13 protein-coding genes, 1 pseudogene and 1 riboswitch are annotated in these 18,245 nt (G+C 35.7%); of the genes and pseudogenes, 3 read left to right on the plus strand and 11 right to left on the minus strand.

The annotated features are described in order from the left end of the window. Positions 1–153 precede the first annotated feature (153 nt). Both Q0Y70_RS00430 and guaA read right to left on the minus strand, forming a co-directional pair. Positions 154–1,896 (minus strand): annotated as a pseudogene (locus tag Q0Y70_RS00430) (DNA methyltransferase); the annotation flags it as partial. Between the two features lie 215 nt (positions 1,897–2,111). Next, on the minus strand, positions 2,112–3,665 hold the full coding sequence (gene guaA, locus Q0Y70_RS00435) for a glutamine-hydrolyzing GMP synthase (RefSeq protein ID WP_297815169.1): 1,554 nt from the start codon (positions 3,663–3,665) through the stop codon (positions 2,112–2,114). 218 nt (positions 3,666–3,883) lie between these two features. Then, positions 3,884–3,981, plus strand: a riboswitch (purine riboswitch). A gap of 81 nt (positions 3,982–4,062) precedes the next feature. Here guaA and Q0Y70_RS00440 point away from each other — a divergent pair. Continuing rightward, a complete protein-coding gene (locus Q0Y70_RS00440; protein WP_297815172.1) occupies positions 4,063–4,638 on the plus strand; it encodes a xanthine phosphoribosyltransferase in 576 nt (191 codons plus the stop codon). A 2-nt stretch (positions 4,639–4,640) separates the two neighbouring features. Continuing rightward, a complete protein-coding gene (locus Q0Y70_RS00445) occupies positions 4,641–5,990 on the plus strand; it encodes a nucleobase:cation symporter-2 family protein (RefSeq protein WP_297815175.1) in 1,350 nt (449 codons plus the stop codon). Positions 5,991–6,001: 11 nt separating this feature from the next. Here the strand turns inward: Q0Y70_RS00445 and gtfA are convergent, their stop codons facing one another. From gtfA to Q0Y70_RS00470, 5 genes are all read right to left on the minus strand, one after another. Beyond that, a complete protein-coding gene (gene gtfA, locus Q0Y70_RS00450) occupies positions 6,002–7,444 on the minus strand; it encodes a sucrose phosphorylase (protein ID WP_297815178.1) in 1,443 nt (480 codons plus the stop codon). A 12-nt stretch (positions 7,445–7,456) separates the two neighbouring features. Beyond that, positions 7,457–9,652 (minus strand): alpha-galactosidase, encoded by a 2,196-nt coding sequence (locus Q0Y70_RS00455; RefSeq protein ID WP_297815182.1) that lies wholly within the window; start codon positions 9,650–9,652, stop codon positions 7,457–7,459. Positions 9,653–9,741: 89 nt separating this feature from the next. Beyond that, a complete protein-coding gene (locus Q0Y70_RS00460) occupies positions 9,742–10,575 on the minus strand; it encodes a carbohydrate ABC transporter permease (RefSeq protein ID WP_297815185.1) in 834 nt (277 codons plus the stop codon). A 15-nt stretch (positions 10,576–10,590) separates the two neighbouring features. After that, positions 10,591–11,466, minus strand: a complete 876-nt coding sequence (locus tag Q0Y70_RS00465) for a carbohydrate ABC transporter permease (protein WP_297815188.1) — start codon at positions 11,464–11,466, stop codon at positions 10,591–10,593. 12 nt (positions 11,467–11,478) lie between these two features. Further along, a complete protein-coding gene (locus Q0Y70_RS00470) occupies positions 11,479–12,741 on the minus strand; it encodes an extracellular solute-binding protein (RefSeq protein ID WP_297815191.1) in 1,263 nt (420 codons plus the stop codon). Between the two features lie 194 nt (positions 12,742–12,935). On the opposite strand from Q0Y70_RS00470, the gene Q0Y70_RS00475 reads away from it, so the two are divergent. Then, the gene (locus Q0Y70_RS00475) at positions 12,936–13,898 is read left to right on the plus strand and encodes a LacI family DNA-binding transcriptional regulator (RefSeq protein ID WP_297815194.1); all 963 of its coding nucleotides are present in this window, start codon (positions 12,936–12,938) and stop codon (positions 13,896–13,898) included. A gap of 71 nt (positions 13,899–13,969) precedes the next feature. Here Q0Y70_RS00475 and Q0Y70_RS00480 read toward each other — a convergent pair whose 3' ends face one another. The 4 genes from Q0Y70_RS00480 to Q0Y70_RS00495 all read right to left on the minus strand — a co-directional run bounded on the left by Q0Y70_RS00480 (position 13,970) and on the right by Q0Y70_RS00495 (position 18,141). Next, complete coding sequence (locus tag Q0Y70_RS00480; RefSeq protein WP_297815197.1) at positions 13,970–15,235, minus strand: UDP-N-acetylglucosamine 1-carboxyvinyltransferase; 1,266 nt, start codon at positions 15,233–15,235, stop codon at positions 13,970–13,972. A gap of 157 nt (positions 15,236–15,392) precedes the next feature. Continuing rightward, entirely contained in the window at positions 15,393–17,015 is a 1,623-nt protein-coding gene (locus tag Q0Y70_RS00485) for a CTP synthase (RefSeq protein WP_297815199.1), read from the minus strand. 112 nt (positions 17,016–17,127) lie between these two features. Next, positions 17,128–17,676: a DNA-directed RNA polymerase subunit delta gene (gene rpoE / locus Q0Y70_RS00490; RefSeq protein ID WP_297815202.1), complete on the minus strand. Its 549-nt coding sequence runs from the start codon at positions 17,674–17,676 to the stop codon at positions 17,128–17,130. A 39-nt stretch (positions 17,677–17,715) separates the two neighbouring features. Further along, positions 17,716–18,141 (minus strand): DUF1934 domain-containing protein, encoded by a 426-nt coding sequence (locus Q0Y70_RS00495; protein ID WP_297815364.1) that lies wholly within the window; start codon positions 18,139–18,141, stop codon positions 17,716–17,718. Positions 18,142–18,245 lie beyond the last annotated feature (104 nt).

The raw sequence follows: 18,245 nt of genomic DNA on the forward strand, positions 1-18,245 counted from the left end.
CCCCCCCCCCCCCCCCCCCCCCCCCCCCCCCCCCCCCCCCCCCCCCCCCTAACTGCCCCCGCCCCCCCCGACAACTCCACCTACGCCTTCGTCGGCAGCGTCAGATGTGTATAAGAGACAGATATTATTAACTTCTTTTTTAAAATTACTCCCATAAAGATACTTACTATTAGTTAAATATTTATTACATGCTAAGCCAATTATTGAAACTGTTACTCCAGCATTTTGTTTAGCATTGTTAGCCCACTTAAAAGATCGATACCCAAAAGAAATTTCTATTGACATTTTAAAGATTTGAGGCCATAAAATAGGGACTTGTTGTCCTTGAATAATAGAATTCGTAGTAACAAAGCCTAACTTTGCAAAACTATTTTGAAGATACTTAGCTCCCTGTATAAACCAACCAGTAATATAGTCTAAAGAATTAGCCCCTTTTATAAAGGGCATAACACAGTGCAGATCACTTTTTTGAATACTATTCATCTTTCTTGCTCCAAGATATGGTGGATTACCAAACAAGTAAACCTCATCAGCTTTATCATGTGGCATTACTTCTTCCCAATCAAGTCTCAAAGCATTGCCACAAATAATAGCTCCAGCATGTTGTAAAGGTAGTGTAGGTCTAACAGCATCTTGAATTTCTTCATGTAACTTAACATTCATTTGGTGTTCAGCAATCCATAATGAAAGACGTGTAGTATCACAAGCAAAATCATCAATTTCGATTCCATAAAATTGATCTAAAGTGACTGATGGAATATACATTGTTTGATATCCCAAATTATTTTGTTCTTTCAAAATATCAATTTCAAGTTGGCGTAGTTGCTTATAAGTAACAATTAAGAAATTTCCTGAACCACAAGCAGGATCCATAAACTTGATCTTACCGATTCGTTCATAAAGGGCATTTAATTTTTTATTATTCCCCTTTGCTTTTTCAAATTTCTCTTTTAAATCATCAAGAAATAGTGGCTTAATAACTTTCATAATATTAGGTACAGATGTGTAGTGCATACCTAAATGAGAACGACTATCTTCACTAGCAACAGCTTGCATCATTGAACCTAAAATATCAGGATTAATTTGATCCCATTCCAGTTTTTCACCAGCATCAATAATTAACTTTCTTGATTTAGCAGTAAACTTTAAAGATTCATGTGGATCTTTAAATAAATCCCCATCAACATATGGAAACTCCATTAACCAACTTGGTGTATTTTCGGAACGATTCTTTTTCTCTACATCAAGTACACCAAATAACTTACTAATGAAATCATCTAAATCACTACCATCTAAGTTGGTTAGTTGTTTAATCTTATTAGTAAACAAGTTCTTCGAAAATATATCTGTATCTTCAGCAAATAAGCAAAATAAAATTCTTATCAAAAAAAGGTTTAATCCATGTCTACTTACATCGGGATTATCTTTAACAATAACATCATAAAGCTTAGCAAATCTTTCTGCCGCTCTAATATCAGCTGGATTCTCTTTATCAAAATCTGCCTTTTCAATACCATTCCAAGCCAAAAAGAACTCAAACTTTTGAGGTAATCTTTCAAAAGGAGCAGTCAAAGTATCTTCGGTCTTAGTATCATATGCCAGAACTTCTTTAAAATCAGTTACTAAGATATATCTTGGCTTTGAGCCCAACTCATCAATCTTTTCTTTAACATCAGTAAAAGCCTGCATTAGTTCACCATTAGTTTGCTTGTAATATAACTTATTCTTTAAGTAAACCTCACCAGGAACATCAGAAAGATTATTTATTCCCTTTCTTAATTTAGTAATCGTTGCTTTAGGGATGTTATATACTCCCAAAAAGTCATAAATAAAGCTACTCTTATCATCTTTCTCAATAATATTGGATATTTGATCTTCTATTTCAGTTATTGCCATATTATGTTCCTCGCATAAATAATATTCATTAATACTATTATCGTTGAATCTAACATCTAACTCAATACTTCAAACATAACAAAAGCCCTTAGTTATCACACTAAGAGCTTCTTCTTTTTGGCATACTTCTATGTCAATTAATACCTTTTTAAGTAGTTTTTGTTCCTGTTAAATGCTGATATATCGGCATTCCAACTCTAACTAACATAATAGTTTTATTCCCATTCAATAGTGGAAGGTGGCTTACTGGTGATATCATAAACTACACGGTTAATGTGGTCACATTCATCTACAATTCTAGTAGAAATCTTGCTCAAAACATCCCATGGCAATCTTGCAAAGTCTGCAGTCATACCGTCAATTGAAGTTACGGCGCGAATACCGATAGTATAGTCGTAAGTTCTGCCATCGCCCATGACACCGACTGAACGAATACCTGGCAGCACTGTGAAGTATTGCCAAACATCTTCTTGAAGGCCAGCATTCTTAATTTCTTCACGTAAAATTGCATCAGAATCACGCACAATCTTGAGCTTATCTTCAGTAACTTCGCCAAGAACGCGAATACCAAGACCTGGGCCTGGGAAAGGCTGACGCCATACTAAGTCATGTGGAATACCTAACTTTTCACCCAGTTCACGAACTTCATCTTTGAACAACTTACGAAGTGGTTCAATTAATTCAAAGTGCATGTCTTCAGGAAGACCACCAACATTATGGTGAGACTTGATAGTTTGAGCAGTGTTAGTTCCTGACTCAATAACATCTGTATATAAAGTACCTTGTGCTAAGAAGTCAGCATCTTTTAACTTCTTAGCCTCTTCGTTAAAGACTTCGATAAATTCTTTACCGATGATCTTACGTTTTTGTTCAGGGTCAGTTACGCCCTTGAGCTTATTTAAAAATCTTTCTTGAGCATTAACGCGAATAATGTTAACACCAAGATCCTTGTTTAAGGCCTTCATTACTTGGTCGCCTTCGTCTTTACGAAGCATCCCGTGATCAACAAAAATTGCAGTTAATTGATCGCCAATTGCCTTGTGAAGCAAAGTTGCAGTAACGCTTGAATCCACACCACCAGAAAGGCCCAAGATAACTTTCTTATCGCCAACTTTATTGCGGATTTCTTCAACTTGCATATCGATGAAGTCATCCATAGTCCAGTTAGCTTTAGCATTGCAAACTTTAAAAGCAAAGTTCTTCAAAACATCTAACCCGTATTCTGAATTACGAACTTCAGCGTGAAATTGAATGCCGTAAAATTTCTTTTCATCGTTAGCAATTGCAGAAATTGGACAATTCTTGCTCTTGGCAGTTACCTTAAATCCGGCTGGAGCCTTAGTTACCAAATCCCCGTGACTCATCCAAACGTATTGCTCTCTTGGTAAGTCCTCAAATAAGACTGCATTAGGATCCGTTACTTCGATATCAGCACGCCCATATTCTGAGTTATCAGCTTTTTCAACGCTACCGCCTAAGTCGTAACTCATAAGTTGCATCCCGTAACAAATTCCCAAAATTGGAATGCCTAACTTGAAGATTTCAGGATCAACTTTCAAAGCACCCTCATCATAAACACTATTTGGGCCACCAGAAAAAATAATTCCCTTAGGATTCATTTCTTTGATCTTTTCAATGCTCAAGTCATGTGGTAAAAGTTCTGAATAAATACCGAAATCACGAATTCGACGAGTAATCAATTGATTGTATTGACTACCAAAATCTAAGACAATAATTTTATCAAAGTCGCTAAGATTTTTTGTTGCCACGTTTTTGCTCCTTTTGTTCATCTACATTTTTAATTAACTTTACTAGGAAAAAAATAAAAGGTCAATCAAAAATATTAAAATCAGTAAAATTGTTCGGTTTTACAAGACTGCATCACTTAAAATACAAGTAAAAAGCTGAATAATAAAATCCTTTTCGCAAACTTAATTCGCCTTTTTCTGTAAATTTGCTTGTTTTCTAAAGACGATTTTGCTAACATAAAAGGCAACTTAATAATACTTATATATCGTCGAAATAAGGTCGACAGTCTCTACCCGGAACCATAAATTCTGGACTATAGGTAAAACGTCAGATAATTGAGCAATTTAATTAAGGACCTCTTTTACCCTTTAGTCGGGTATGAGTAGGTCCTTATTTGTTTGCTTTTTGGAGGAAATTTTGAAGTTACTAGAAGAAAGAATTCGTAGAGATGGTGCCGTTTTACCTGGTGATGTCTTAAAGATAAATTCATTTTTGAATCACCAAGTTGATCCAGAACTAATGATGCAAATAGGTCAAGAGTTTGAACGTCTTTTTAAAGAAAGCGGCGTAACTAAGGTTTTAACATGTGAAGCATCTGGAATCGCACCTGGTGTAATGACTGCATATTGTTTAAAGGTGCCAATGGTTTTTGCAAGAAAGAAAAAGCCATCAACACTTAACGATGCAGTATATTGGGCAGACGTATTTTCTTATACTAAAAAAGTTACTAATAAGATTTGTGTTGAAGAAAAATTCTTAAGTAAAGATGACACATTATTGATCATCGACGACTTTATTGCTCATGGCGAAGCTGTCAAAGGAATGGTTAATATTGCAAAACAAGCTGGTTGTAAAATTGCTGGAGTCGGTGCAGTCGTAGCCAAAGAATTCCAAGGCGGAAACGAATGGATTAGAGAGCAAGGCTTACGTTTAGAGCCTCTTGCAAATATTTCAAGTTTTGAAAATGGTCAGGTTCACTTTGTAGGAGAATAATAATGCAAAACAAAAATACCCAAGTTAACCACAAAAAAGCAGCTCTCTTAGGTCTGCAACACCTCTTAGCCATGTATTCAGGAGCCATTGCTGTTCCACTTTTAATTGGTACCGCGTTGAAATTTAACTCAACACAGATGACCTATCTAGTTTCAATTGATATCTTCATGTGTGGTCTGGCAACTGCATTGCAGCTATTAAGAAATAAGTACTTTGGAATTGGTTTACCGGTTGTTTTAGGATGCGCCATCCAAGCTGTTGCTCCTTTACAGATGATTGGAAAGAAATTTTCTATCGGAACAATGTATGGTGCAATTATCGTTGCTGGTATTTTTGTATTTTGTATTGCGGGATACTTTTCTAAGATCAAAAAGCTTTTTCCACCAGTTGTAACTGGCTCCTTGATTACGGTTATTGGTTTATCGCTAATTCCAGTCTCTATTCAAAATATCGGTGGTGGCAGTGCCGCTGCTAAAAACTTTGGCGATCCTAAAAATTTAATTACTGGTTTTATCACGGTTGCAATTATCTTAGCTCTCCAAGTATGGGGGAAAGGTTTTATTAAATCGATTGCCGTATTGATTGGTTTAATCATCGGGACTTTAATTGCTGCAGCTTTAGGGATGGTTACTTTAACACCTGTGAGCCAAGCTTCATGGTTTCACTTACCACAACCGTTTTACTTTGGAATGCCACAATTTGAATGGTCATCAAGTCTAACTATGATTATCATTGCCCTTGTTTCTATGGTTGAATCAACTGGAGTTTTCTTTGCAATAGGTGACCTATTAAAAAAGGACATCACAGCGAGCGATCTTAAAAAAGGTTATCGCGCCGAAGGTTTAGCTCAAATCTTAGGTGGAGTATTCAACACCTTCCCTTATACTACTTTTTCTCAAAATGTGGGCCTGCTCGAACTATCTGGAATCACCACCAAAAAACCAATCTACTGGGCTGCTGGATTTTTAATGTTAATGGGATTACTTCCAAAATTTGGTGCTTTAGTTACTATTATTCCTACTTCTGTATTAGGTGGGGCAATGCTTGTCATGTTCACTATGATCGCGGTTCAAGGAATGCGAATGCTCAAAAATGTTGATTTTGAAGACTCTCGAAACATTTTAATTGTAGCAATATCGATCGGCCTAGGATTAGGAGTTACAGTTTATCCACAGCTTTTCCAAAACCTACCTGAAACTGTTCAATTATTCTTAGGCAATGGAATCGTTGTTGCTAGTTTAAGTGCAACTTTACTCAACATTCTCTTTAAGGGCAAAGAAGGTTTGCACAATGACAAAATTATTAAGCGCGAAGAAAAAGCGGACAGTCAAGTATTTGACAATCCACTTTAATTTTCAAAATATTAAAAATCAATCTGCTTTCCGTTGACACTCACTTCATATTCTAAGCTTTGCAAATCGACATGTAATTCTGCTTTTCGACTTTTATCATGATTCATGCGAATAATTCTAATCTCATGGTCGCTAGGAGTTGTAACTTTAATTTTGCCATCAAGATCAAAAGCCGTTTCTGTATTTCTAAATCTAAATAAGTTTAAGAGTTTTGCGACAACTGGACGCTTAACTTCATCAGAAACTTCCTGACGACTATAATAGTGACGATTAATATTGCGTCCTTCTTTAGTTTCTTCTAAGAGCTTAATATCGTTTTTGCCAGCAAGCATCCCTACATAGTATACTTGAGGAATTCCTGGAGCAAAAACTTGTAACAAACGGGCAATAAAGTATTTTTTATCATTATCACCCAAGGCAGAATAAAAAGTTGTATTAATTTGATAAATATCTAAATTATGGTACTCAGCACTTGAGTACTTTTTTTTGACGTTTGCACCAACTTTATATAGTTCTTGGCTAGTATAGTCAACTTCATCAGGACTTAAAATATCACGAGCATCAACTACTCCAATCCCGTCGTGAGTATCTAAAGTAGTAAACTGCTTCATCGGACACTTATTTAGCCAATCGGCCAAGCGTTTACTTTTGCCACTATATAATGAATATAATGTCACCATTGGCAAAGCAAAGTCATAAATAAAGTAGCCATGCTTTGAAATCTTAAATGGCATTGAATAATGTTCATGAATTTCAGGTAAGATCATCGCTCCCTTAGCAGCGATATCATCACGCACCTCAGCTAATAAATCCCAAATTTCTGGTTCTACGAAGAAGTCATTACTATCAAGTTTTTTGACTGCATAAGCAAATGCATCAAGTCTAATAATATCAGCCCCGTGATCAATTAACTGATTTAAAGTTTCTTTGATAAATTCTTTTGTGACCTTTTTACGTACATCTAAATCAATTTGTTCAGGCCCAAAAGTATTCCACAATTTTTCGCTAGTGCCATCAGTAAATGTGATTTCTTGATATGGAGCGCGATCTTTTCTCTTATAGATCAAATCAACATCGGCCTTAGTTGGTCGATCTTTTGGCCAAAATTTGTCCCAACTCAAGAATAAATCAGCATAGTGGCTTTGATCCTTTTTTTCTTGAAAATCCTTATAATACTTAGACTGACGCGAAATATGGTTAATCATAAAGTCAAACATCAAATAATAATCTTCACCTAATTTTTCAATATCAGACCAATCACCAAATTTAGGATCTACCTTCGTATAATCCGTTGGCGCAAAGCCGCGATCACCAGTTGATGGGAAAAATGGCAGTAAATGCACACCACCAACTGCTCCTTTTAAATCTGTATGTAAAACATCATCTAGATCTTTAATATTCTTACCTAAGCTGTCAGGATAAGTAATCAGCATTACTTTGTTAGAAATTGTCATTATTTTTTCTCCCTAATCGATTGCCTTAAAATGATACAAATATGCTTTAAAGTCTCCATGTTCAACTGGATCATAAAGACCTAAATTCATCAATTCATCTCCGCCGTAAACCTTGTGAGTGTTTTGATCTTCATAATGCTTTTCTGGATCAAGACCAACTAGCTTTGTCTTAGTCAAATATGGTTGCGCACTTGCCATTACTTTAACCACTGATAAAACTGCTTCAGTTTTATCTTTTGAAACAGTTTCCCAGGCACATTGATTGCTAGTTTGAGCACTCTTTAAACGATAAAAAGTTCCATATTGGGTAACTTGTCTAATTTTCTTATATTCTGCAACCTGATCCTTAACTGCTTGACGATCTTCTGAGCTCATCTTAGTTAGATCAAGTTCGTAACCTAAGTCACCCCACATAGCAACAATTCCACGCGTATTAAATGGTGTAATTCGACCATTTTGTTCATTTGGACTAACTGAAACATGAGAAGTCATCATTGATTGTGGATAAGCTAAACTAGTACCATATTGAATACTCAATCTATCAATTGCATCACTGTCATCACTAGCCCAAATTTGTGGATTGTAATATGCCATACCAGCATCAAAGCGACCACCACCACCAGAACAGCCTTCAATTAAAAGATCTGGATAAACGTCAACTAATCTTTCTAATAAGTCATAAAGCCCTAAAACATAACGGTGGTAAACTTCACCTTGTCTTGAACTTGGTAAATCTGCCTCATAAATATCTGACAAGTGACGGTTCATGTCCCATTTAATATAATCAATTTTCCCTGAAGCAAGAATCTTATTCATCTGTTCAAAAATGTTGTCACGGACTTCTTTTCTGCCTAAATCCAAAACATATTGATTACGAGATGGACTTGGAGTTCTACCAGGTACGTGCATTAAGTAGTCAGGATGTTCTTTGTATAAGTTTGAATCCATGGAAATCATTTCCGGTTCAAACCAAAGACCAAATTTCAAGCCTTGTTTGTGCACATAATCAGCAAAGTGATCTAAGCCATTAGGGAACTTTTTCTTAAAGACGGTCCAATCACCCAAAGAAGAATTATCATCATCACGATGACCAAACCAGCCATCGTCTAAGACAAACATTTCAATGTCCATCTTTTTGGCATCATCAACGATTGGCTTTAACTTTTCTTCAGTAAAGTCAAAGTAGGTTGCTTCCCAATTGTTGACTAAGATTGGACGAACTTGATCTTTATACTTACTTCTAATAACACGATCATGAATCAAACTGTGGAAGGCTTGACTCATTTTATTTAAGCCTTGAGCCGAATAAACCATCAAAACTTCTGGCGTTTGAAAACTATCCTTAGGATCAAGCTCCCAGTTAAAGTTGAAATCATCAATTCCAATATTGACATGAGTTTGAGCGAATTGATCTTTTTCTACTTCAAACTTGTGATTACCAGAGTAAACAAATGCAAAACCATAAGCATCCCCGGCAAATTCAGTTGTATCAGGATCAACCAAAGCCATAAATGGATTCATTTGGTGACTAGAAGTACCACGGTGACTAGCATAAACATGAATACCTTGATTGATTTTACTGCGGTCAACCCGTCTTTCATGAGCGTGTGCTCCAGGTAAAGTAATTGATTCAAAGTCACGATCAACAAAATCAATCTGCATTGAAGCAACCTTTTCAATATTAACTGGATCATTGCCATTATTAACAACTTTGACTGAACGGGTAATTACTGGACGATCGCGGTAAATCGTATATGCCAATTCGAATTCAACTTGGCTTTTTTCGTCAAGTAAGTTAACAATTAAAGTTTCAGCTTCATCATCGTTTTCTACAAATGAATGTGGCAATCCTACTAAATCTGGCTTACCTGCAACAATCTTATAGCCTTGGTAGGTCAAAAAGAGCGCATTAGAACCATCTTTTTGACGAACAACAGCAGCTGGAGTATGATAGTCCATTTCGCCAGCGCTGCTATATTCTTTAGGCAAAGAGTCACGAGAGAATGTTCTATCAAGTGAGCCTGGCAAGTTACCAGAAAAGCCACGATCTACCCGAGGATAGCGTAATTGACCATGATAATTTTTAATCGCTTTACCAAAATATAAATGAGCCAAAGTTTTCCCATCTTCAACAGATAGTAAATATGAAATTTGATCATTATGTAAATGGAATACCTGCTCGTCTTTATTAAAAGATATCATCTGCATATTTTTCTCCTAAATTAATTCTTTCCTTTAGTCAAAAAGCTAGAACCTTACTGCAGTTCTAGCTTTTGATTTTTTTCAAAATGTCCTAATTATTTAACCGCACCATTGCTCATACCAGCAATAATATTCTTTTGGAAAATTAAGTAAACAATAGTAATGGTGATAATACCTACAACATAAGAAGCAAAACTTGGACCATAGTCGTTGAAGTATTGACCTGTATAGTTGTATTGGAACAAAGGAAGTGTCCACATTTTTGAATCTCTGTTCAAAATTAACAATGGAAGCATAAAGTCATTCCAGAACCACATTGCATTGATAATCAAAGTTGTAGCATGCATTGGCTTTAACAATGGGAAAATGATCTTAAAGTAAGCAGTAAATTTATTAGCACCATCAATTTCAGCTGCTTCATCTAAACTTTCTGGTACGCTTTGTTTAATATAGCTAACATAAAGAAAAAGTGTCTGTGGAACAGCGTAAGTCAGATACAAAATAATCAATCCCCACATATTAGCTAATCCAAGTTTACTCATCATAACTGTAATAGGAATCATAATTACTTGGAAAGGAACAAAGATACCAATAATCAGTAAGATGTACATCCAATTGAAGGCCGTCTTTTTAGACATGTTTCTTGCAATCGAATAAGCTGCCATTGGAACGAAAATCATTACTAAGATAATTGATCCCACAGTAATAACAATTGAATTCCAGAAATAGTTAAGAACACCATCTGCAAACAATCTTTGGTAGTTGGCAATTGTCCAAGGATTCGGCCAAGCAAAGAAGTGTTCCATAATTTGCTTAGTATCTTTGAATGAACTAAGAATTGTATATAGAAGTGGGATAAGAATTAATATTCCTCCAACTACAAGGAGTGCATAGTCCCAAAATTTTTTGGTTTTATTATCTTTTTCCATTCTTAAAGTTCCTCCTTAATCAACCCCATACTTATTCGACAATTTAATTTGAATAAATGAGACAATTGCAATCAAAATGAACAAGACAATCGCAATCGCATTGGCATAACCGAATGAATTATTGTTAAAAGCATAATTATAAACAAGCAAACCCAGTGATGTAGTTGAGTTATTTGGTCCACCAGCAGTCATTGCGAAGATTTGGTCAAATGCTGTCAAACCTGACTTCAACGCTAAAATGAAGACCATTGAAATGCTTGGTAACATATATGGCAATTCAATTTTCCAGAAGATTTGCCGACTATTAGCTCCGTCAACTGAAGCGGCTTCTTTAATTTCATCAGGAATACTTTGAAGTCCTGCCAAAAAGATAATAATTGGCATTGCGACACCTTGCCATAACAATACAAAGATCGTGGCAATAATTGCTCCAACATTTGATCCTAACAAACTAGTTTGAAGCCAACTAATATGTAAAAAGTTCCCAATTGCAGGCAAACCATAGTTAAATATTTGTTTAAAGATCAAGGCTACTGTTAAGCCAGCTAATACTGCTGGGAAGAAAAACCAAGCTCTAAAGAATGTTTGACCTTTAATCTTTGAATTTAAGGCTCTTGCTACCAAAATTCCGATTACAATTTCGCCAACGATCAGACAAATTGTCAAAATCGCAGTAAAGCCGATAGACTTAGCAAAATTTTGATCCATGAAGAGTAACTTATAGTTATTTAAACCAACAAACTTGTAGTTATAAGTCAATCCTGTCCAATTAGTAAAACTGTAAAATGCTCCTTGAAATAATGGAAAATAGAAAAATACAGCTTGTAAAATCAATGGGACTATAAGAAATAGCCAGCCCCAATGTTTTTCTAGAAAACTCTTTGATTTCATTTTTGATTCTCCTTAGTTAGAAGCTTTCATTGGGTTAAAGAAAGTATTCATATCATTAACCATTTGTTGTTTATTACCTGTCATCAAGTAACTTGCCGTTAAGTTAAAGAAGTCATTTTCACTCGTCCAATCTTGAGCAAGCCATACCATATCATGTTTAGTAAAGGCTAATTGTGAAAGACCACCTAGTTGTGAATTAGGACCCTTTTGTTTAACCCCTTTAACTGCAACAGGACTTCCATCAACGTCGTAGTATTTTTGCATTGCTGCTGGGGTAGTCATATAGGCAACAAATTTTTCAGCAGCTTTTTTATGCTTAGACTTAGCAGAAATTGATAAAGCTAAATCTCCAGATCCGACTGTCATTTCATGACCTGCTTTAGCAGCAGGAAAAGCAAATGTTCTTACTTTAAACTTAGGCTTTTGCTGATTAATCATTGGTAAAGCCCAAGAACCATTTGGCATGATCAAACTCTTTCCACTTGCAAAAGAAATAACCGCATCGTTATAACTTGCACCTCTCCAGTTCTTTTGAGCATTAAATCTTAACAAATTAAGACGATTGAAATCCTTTTGAATATAAGGATTATTTACTTTGATACTGTTTGGAGCAGAAAATCTCAATAAATCATTTGCTTGTTTGGCTCCGCCAGTAACAGTGGCTAATGATAATTGATGGTAACCATTTAAAGTCCATGGTTCAGTTCCGGCCACTGCAAATGGAGCCTTGCCACTACTTTTAATCTTCTTAACAAGAGCTTCAAATTCGCCCCATGTCTTTGGTGGTTTTATTCCTAGCTTTTCAAATTCGGTTGCATTATAGAAAAAGCCATAAACATTTGCACTCAATGGTGCATTATAAATTTTGCCGTTTATCTTAAATGAATCAGCATAGTGATTTTTGATATTTTTAATATATGGGGCATGGGTCATATCTTCGAAGTAACCAGCTTTAGCCCATTCTCGATAATCAATGTTTTGTGGATAAATATTGATTACATCAGGAACATCACCTGAAAGCATTCTTGTTTTTAATACAGTTCCTGCATTAGGAACATCTGATTCTTTAACGTGAATGTTAGGATTCTTCTTTTCAAAGTCCTTAATGATCTCTTTTAAAGTACCAGACATTTCTTTTTTCTGATTGAAAAACTCAATCGTAACTTTTTTATCTTTTTGACTCTCTTGACTAGTGCCTTTATTGCCACAAGCTGTTAAAGTCAGGCCGAATGCAGCTAGCCCAACTAATGCTAGTTTTTTGACCCATTTTTTCATATAGTTTCGCTCCTCCAAATTTAAATTTACTACTTAAAGTCTTAAACTTAAGTAAGCGTTTGCAATTAACAAATTAATAATACCTCACTATAGATAATTTTCAATGGATTTTCACAAATTTACACATTTATTTTTTATATTTCCTTATTTTTAGCTATTAGTGATATGATAATTTACATATGGAGGTGGAAATCATGCCTGTAACTATTAAAAATGTTGCTGAAAAAGCAAATGTGTCGATAGCAACTGTTTCTCGTTATCTAAATCATAGCGGATATGTAAGTCCAACAGCGGCTCTTAAAATCAAACAAGCAATTGCAGATGTCGGCTATAAGCAAAAAACGACAAGCTTTATATCTACACAAGTAAAGCTTGTCGAAGTTAATTTTCCAAATATTGATAATCCTTTTTATGCTGAATTATTTGAATATCTTTCTAGTTACTTAAAAGAAAAGGGATACGACTGCATTTTGCACCTAGATCATTTTCGAATTCAAGATTTCGATTATTATTTAGATCGGTTTAAAAAGCATGAAATCTCTAGTCTAATTACTAGTTCCCTACTCAATATTTCAAAAAAGGATTTAAATCGAAATTTTCCGATCATTAGTTTTGATCGTAAGATCAGTCCTAAAATACCAACTGTTCAATCGAATAATCTAGACGCTGGCACACAAATTGCGCAAGCAGTTTTAAGTCGTGGCAAGCAAAAAATTTTAATTATTGCTGGCGCCAAAGAAGATTATTATCCAATTAATGATCGCATTAAGGGAATGATGCGTGTTTTTAATAACAACAATATGAAGATTACGCTTAGATCATTAAATGCTAGTGAATCGATTATTGCTAAGAAAATTATGATTCAACAATTCTTGCAAAAGAACGAATACGATGCAATTTGCTGTACAGATGATATTACTGCTCTTTTAGCTAAACAATCTAGCGATCTTTTAAAGATAAATCCATTAATTACAGGTTTTGATGGCACCAATTTAATTCAGACGCTTTTTCCTTCCTTGATTACCGTTCGTCAGCATACCAAAGAATTAGCCCAGCTAATGAGCGATCTACTTATTAAAAAAATGCTCCACCCACTTTATCCACTTGAAGATATCTATATTCTTCCAGTACATCTAGTTAATCAATTTAATCAATAATTTAGTCACTTTAATTACAACAAAAAAGGTCTGAAGCTGCAGCTTCAGACCTTTTTGATAAAGTATGAATTTTAGTTATCTACGACTGTAACGTCGCCGCCTAATTGACGAATTTTTTCTTGAACGCGATCATAACCACGCAAAATATTACCCGCATTGGAGATAACCGTTTCACCATCTGCCATAAGACCAGCGAGCATTAAGCATGCTCCAGCTCTAATCTCTCCAGCACTCACGTGTGCTCCATGAAGCTTAGAAGTTGGATGAACTAAAATAATATTATCTTCAACTTTAATATCAGCACCCATCTTTTGGAGTTCTGGAATATGTCCGACACGTTTAGGATAAATATTATCAATTACGACGCCTTCTCCTGACTTGGCAGTTAATAAAAGCGGTGTAATTGGCTGCTGCAAATCCGTAGCAAATCCAGGATAAACGTCAGTCTTAACTTGAACCATCTTCAAGTCGCCGGCTGGATATACATATAGCGAATCTTCGTCAGAATCAATGACTACGCCCATTTCTTCGACTTTAGCTAAGTATGAATCTAGGTGTTCTTCAATAATATTATGAATCCTAATCCCATCTCCTATACAAGCTGCCAAAGATACATAGGTTCCTGCTTCAATACGATCGGGAATAATTGTATGCGGAATCTGAGCTTTAAGTTGCTCTACTCCCTCTATCCTAATTGAATCAGTTCCTGCCCCACGAATTACAGCTCCCATATTGTTTAAAAATGTAGCTAAATCAATGATTTCGGGTTCCTTGGCAGCATTTTCGATAATCGTTTGGCCTTGAGCTGTAACACTAGCCATAATAATGTTCATCGTTGCGCCAACTGAAGGCATCTTCAAATGAATTTTTGCGCCATGAAGACCATCTGCTGGAGCAGTAATAATTATCTGATCATTTTCATTAGTAACTGTTGCTCCAAGTGCTTCAAAACCTTTAATATGCTGATCAATCGGACGTGGGCCAATATCATCGCCTCCAGGAAAACCAACAACAGCTTTTCCAAAGCGACCAAGTAAAGCTCCCATAAAATAATAAGATGCACGAAGAGACTTAATTTTTCCTGCTGGCAGAGGACTCATCTTAATCTCATCAGGATTAATTTCTAAAGTCGTCTCATGGAAATTACACTTAACATCCATTTCAGTGAGCAGGTCCATTAAGTTATCAACATCCGCAATTCTCGGTACTGCTTCTAAAGTAACGGGAGTGCGAGAAAGTATTGACGCTGGAATCAAAGCAACCGTGGAGTTCTTGGCTCCACCTATCCATACGTCACCCTTTAAGGGCTTTCCGCCATGAATAATCATTTGTTTCATTGGGGAAACAATCCTTTTCATCTTATTTGTAATATCAAAAATGTATCACAAAATATAATATAGAAAAATTGACAAAAAAACAAGAGGATCAGTCTATACCAACCCTGCTTGTTATCAAATTTTAATCTTCTTTATCAGAGTGTAAGCTTTTTGGTAATTAATCAAATTTTGATTCAGGCAAGTTACTTGCAGCTCCAATAAATGCTTTAAACAATCCTTCAGGACGTTGTGGACGACTCAAAAATTCTGGGTGATATTGAGCTGCAATAAAGAATTTGTTCTTTGGCAATTCAATAATTTCTACTAAACGATTATCTGGTGAAACTCCAGAAAAGACCATCCCTGCTTTTTCAAAAGCTTCACGATAATCATTGTTAAACTCGAAACGATGACGGTGACGTTCTTGAATTACATCTTGATCATCGTAAGCTTTACGAGTCTTAGTGCCTTGCTTTAAAGCAGCTGGATAAAGTCCTAAACGCAAAGTACCGCCGATATCTTCAACGTCACGTTTATCAGCCATAATATCAATAATATTATTCGGAGTCTTAGGATCAGCTTCTGCAGTATTTGCATCCTTTAATCCTAAAACATTTCTAGCATATTCAACGCTAGCCATTTGCATCCCTAGACAAATTCCTAAGAACGGAACATCGTTTTCACGAGCATACTTAATTGCAGTAACCATTCCTTCAAGACCACGAGTACCAAATCCACCAGGAACAATCAAACCATCTGAATCTTTCATGATATCAGCGATATTATCTTCAGTAATATCTTCAGCTTGAACCTTATCGACTTCAATCTTGGTATTGTAAAGATATCCAGCATGTTGCAAGGCATCTGTTACCGAAATATATGCATCTTCTAATTCTACATATTTACCAACCAAGGTAATCTTAGTAGTATGTTTTAAGTTCTTTGCTCTTTCATCAAGTTTAGTCCAAGCTTCCATATCTGCTTTAGGAAGTGGACTTTCAAGATGCAAGAAATCACATACTAATTGATCCATCCCTTGTTTTTGGAAAGAAAGTGGAACATCAAATAGTGAAGGTTCATCAATTGATTCAATGATTCTTTCAACTGGTACGTCAGTAAAAGTAGAAATCTTATTCTTTAATTCTTGAGCTACTGGCTTTTCAGCACGTAAAACAAGCATATTAGGTTGAATACCAATACTGCGAAGTTCTGCTACTGAATGTTGAGTTGGCTTAGTTTTCATTTCGTGGGCTGCGTGAAGATAAGGAACCAAAGTACAGTGAATGTACATTACATTTTCCTCACCCACTTCACGACGCATTTGACGGATTGCTTCCATGAATGGAGTAGATTCAATATCACCAACAGTACCACCAATTTCAGAAATAATGACATCTGAATCAGTAGTAAGTGCAGCACGCATGATCTTCTTTTTAATCATATCAGTAATATGTGGAATTACTTGAACAGTGGCGCCATGGTAGTCACCGCGACGTTCTTTTTCAAGCACTTCTTTATAAATTTTACCGGTAGTAACGTTTGAATACTTACTTGTTCTAACATCCACAATTCTTTCATAGTGACCTAAATCAAGATCAGCTTCTGTACCATCATCAGTTACATAAACTTCACCATGTTGGTAAGGATTCATTGTACCAGGATCAATGTTGATGTATGGATCGAATTTTTGCATGGTAACTTTTAAACCACGATTTTTTAATAAACGTCCTAAACTTGAAGCGGTAATTCCTTTACCTAAAGATGATACAACCCCACCAGTTACGAAAATATATTTGGTCATGCCTGCTTCCTTCCCTTTCAATAAAAACAAAAAAAGCTCCCACTTGGGAGCTAAATGCACATAGAGTGCCCATACAAAATACTAAAGGGAATTTATCTCTTCGTCAAGTATTTTATTCATCATCATCGTCATCTAAATCATCTTGATGAAGTTCTGATAATTGACCTTCGATACCATCATCTAAATCATCATCATCGTTAGCATCATCTAAATCGTCGTCATCAGAGTACTCATCATCATTTTCTTCATCATCAATATCCAAATCGTCATCTTCTGGATCATCAGAATCGTAATCGATAATGTCGTCGTCATCAGCATCTCCAATAAAGGCATTAACCTTCTTGTGGTGCTTTTTACGTGGAACGTCTTCTTCGTCTTCAGGGTGATTTACTTCTTCATCCACTGATTCAAATGGGAACCATGAACGTAATGCCCAAACGTTGTCACCCATAGAAATAAATTCGCCGTCAGTGTTTAAATCAGTATAAAATTGTGGTAAACGTTCACGGATCTCTTCATCACTCTTGCCCAAGAAATTTTGAACAGCGTTCACGATGTCAGCAAAGGCCATTCTCTTGCCGCTATCTTGCAAAATTGCTCGAGCAACTTCAATCATTGACAATTCGTCTTTATTTTGGCCCTTAAAATCATCTAAACCCACTAATGGCACGTCCTTTCACTTTAAATCTTTACCATTTTACTAAGCTTGGTGGTAAAAATCAATCTTGATTGCATAGTTACCTACTAAGTATAGACCAGAAAAGAGATCATATTCAACATTTAGTTGCATATTCTCTCCGATTTCTCCAGAAAAATCTAGTTTATTGGTGACACTAGTTAAATCCATAATCTTAGAATGAGCAATAATACGACAATTCTTCTTTTCACCTGGTTCAAATTTCATCATCGTATAATCGTTGTCTTCAATTTTTCCACGCTGCATCACCAATTCTTTTGGCTTAATCAGCAATTTAACGGGTACATTGCCGTTTTTATTTTCTTCTTGATAATTTACCCTAAAGCCGGTGTCAATCTTCTCTATGGTACCAAAACCAGTGCGAGAAAAGGTGGCACTTTCATCTTCTTGAGTAATTTTGCTTGTTAGTTTAATTTTTATATTTTCCATCATACAATTGTCCTCAAAAATGCCCTGCATAGCCAGATCGATGCATTATTGTTATAATCAATTTTAGTAAAGAAATAAAGAATTTTGATTTTTAGTAGACTAGA

It is taken from the genome of uncultured Lactobacillus sp., assembly GCF_947367085.1.
Classification (GTDB): Bacteria; Bacillota; Bacilli; order Lactobacillales; family Lactobacillaceae; genus Lactobacillus.

Coding starts and splice junctions, on each gene's coding strand:
- Q0Y70_RS00445 (WP_297815175.1), top strand. CDS start 4,641: ATGCAAAACAAAAATACCCAAGTTAACCACAAAAAAGCAGCTCTCTTA.
- gtfA (WP_297815178.1), bottom strand. CDS start 7,444: ATGACAATTTCTAACAAAGTAATGCTGATTACTTATCCTGACAGCTTA.
- Q0Y70_RS00455 (WP_297815182.1), bottom strand. CDS start 9,652: ATGCAGATGATATCTTTTAATAAAGACGAGCAGGTATTCCATTTACAT.
- Q0Y70_RS00460 (WP_297815185.1), bottom strand. CDS start 10,575: ATGGAAAAAGATAATAAAACCAAAAAATTTTGGGACTATGCACTCCTT.
- Q0Y70_RS00465 (WP_297815188.1), bottom strand. CDS start 11,466: ATGAAATCAAAGAGTTTTCTAGAAAAACATTGGGGCTGGCTATTTCTT.
- Q0Y70_RS00470 (WP_297815191.1), bottom strand. CDS start 12,741: ATGAAAAAATGGGTCAAAAAACTAGCATTAGTTGGGCTAGCTGCATTC.
- Q0Y70_RS00475 (WP_297815194.1), top strand. CDS start 12,936: ATGCCTGTAACTATTAAAAATGTTGCTGAAAAAGCAAATGTGTCGATA.
- Q0Y70_RS00480 (WP_297815197.1), bottom strand. CDS start 15,235: ATGAAACAAATGATTATTCATGGCGGAAAGCCCTTAAAGGGTGACGTA.
- Q0Y70_RS00485 (WP_297815199.1), bottom strand. CDS start 17,015: ATGACCAAATATATTTTCGTAACTGGTGGGGTTGTATCATCTTTAGGT.
- Q0Y70_RS00495 (WP_297815364.1), bottom strand. CDS start 18,141: ATGGAAAATATAAAAATTAAACTAACAAGCAAAATTACTCAAGAAGAT.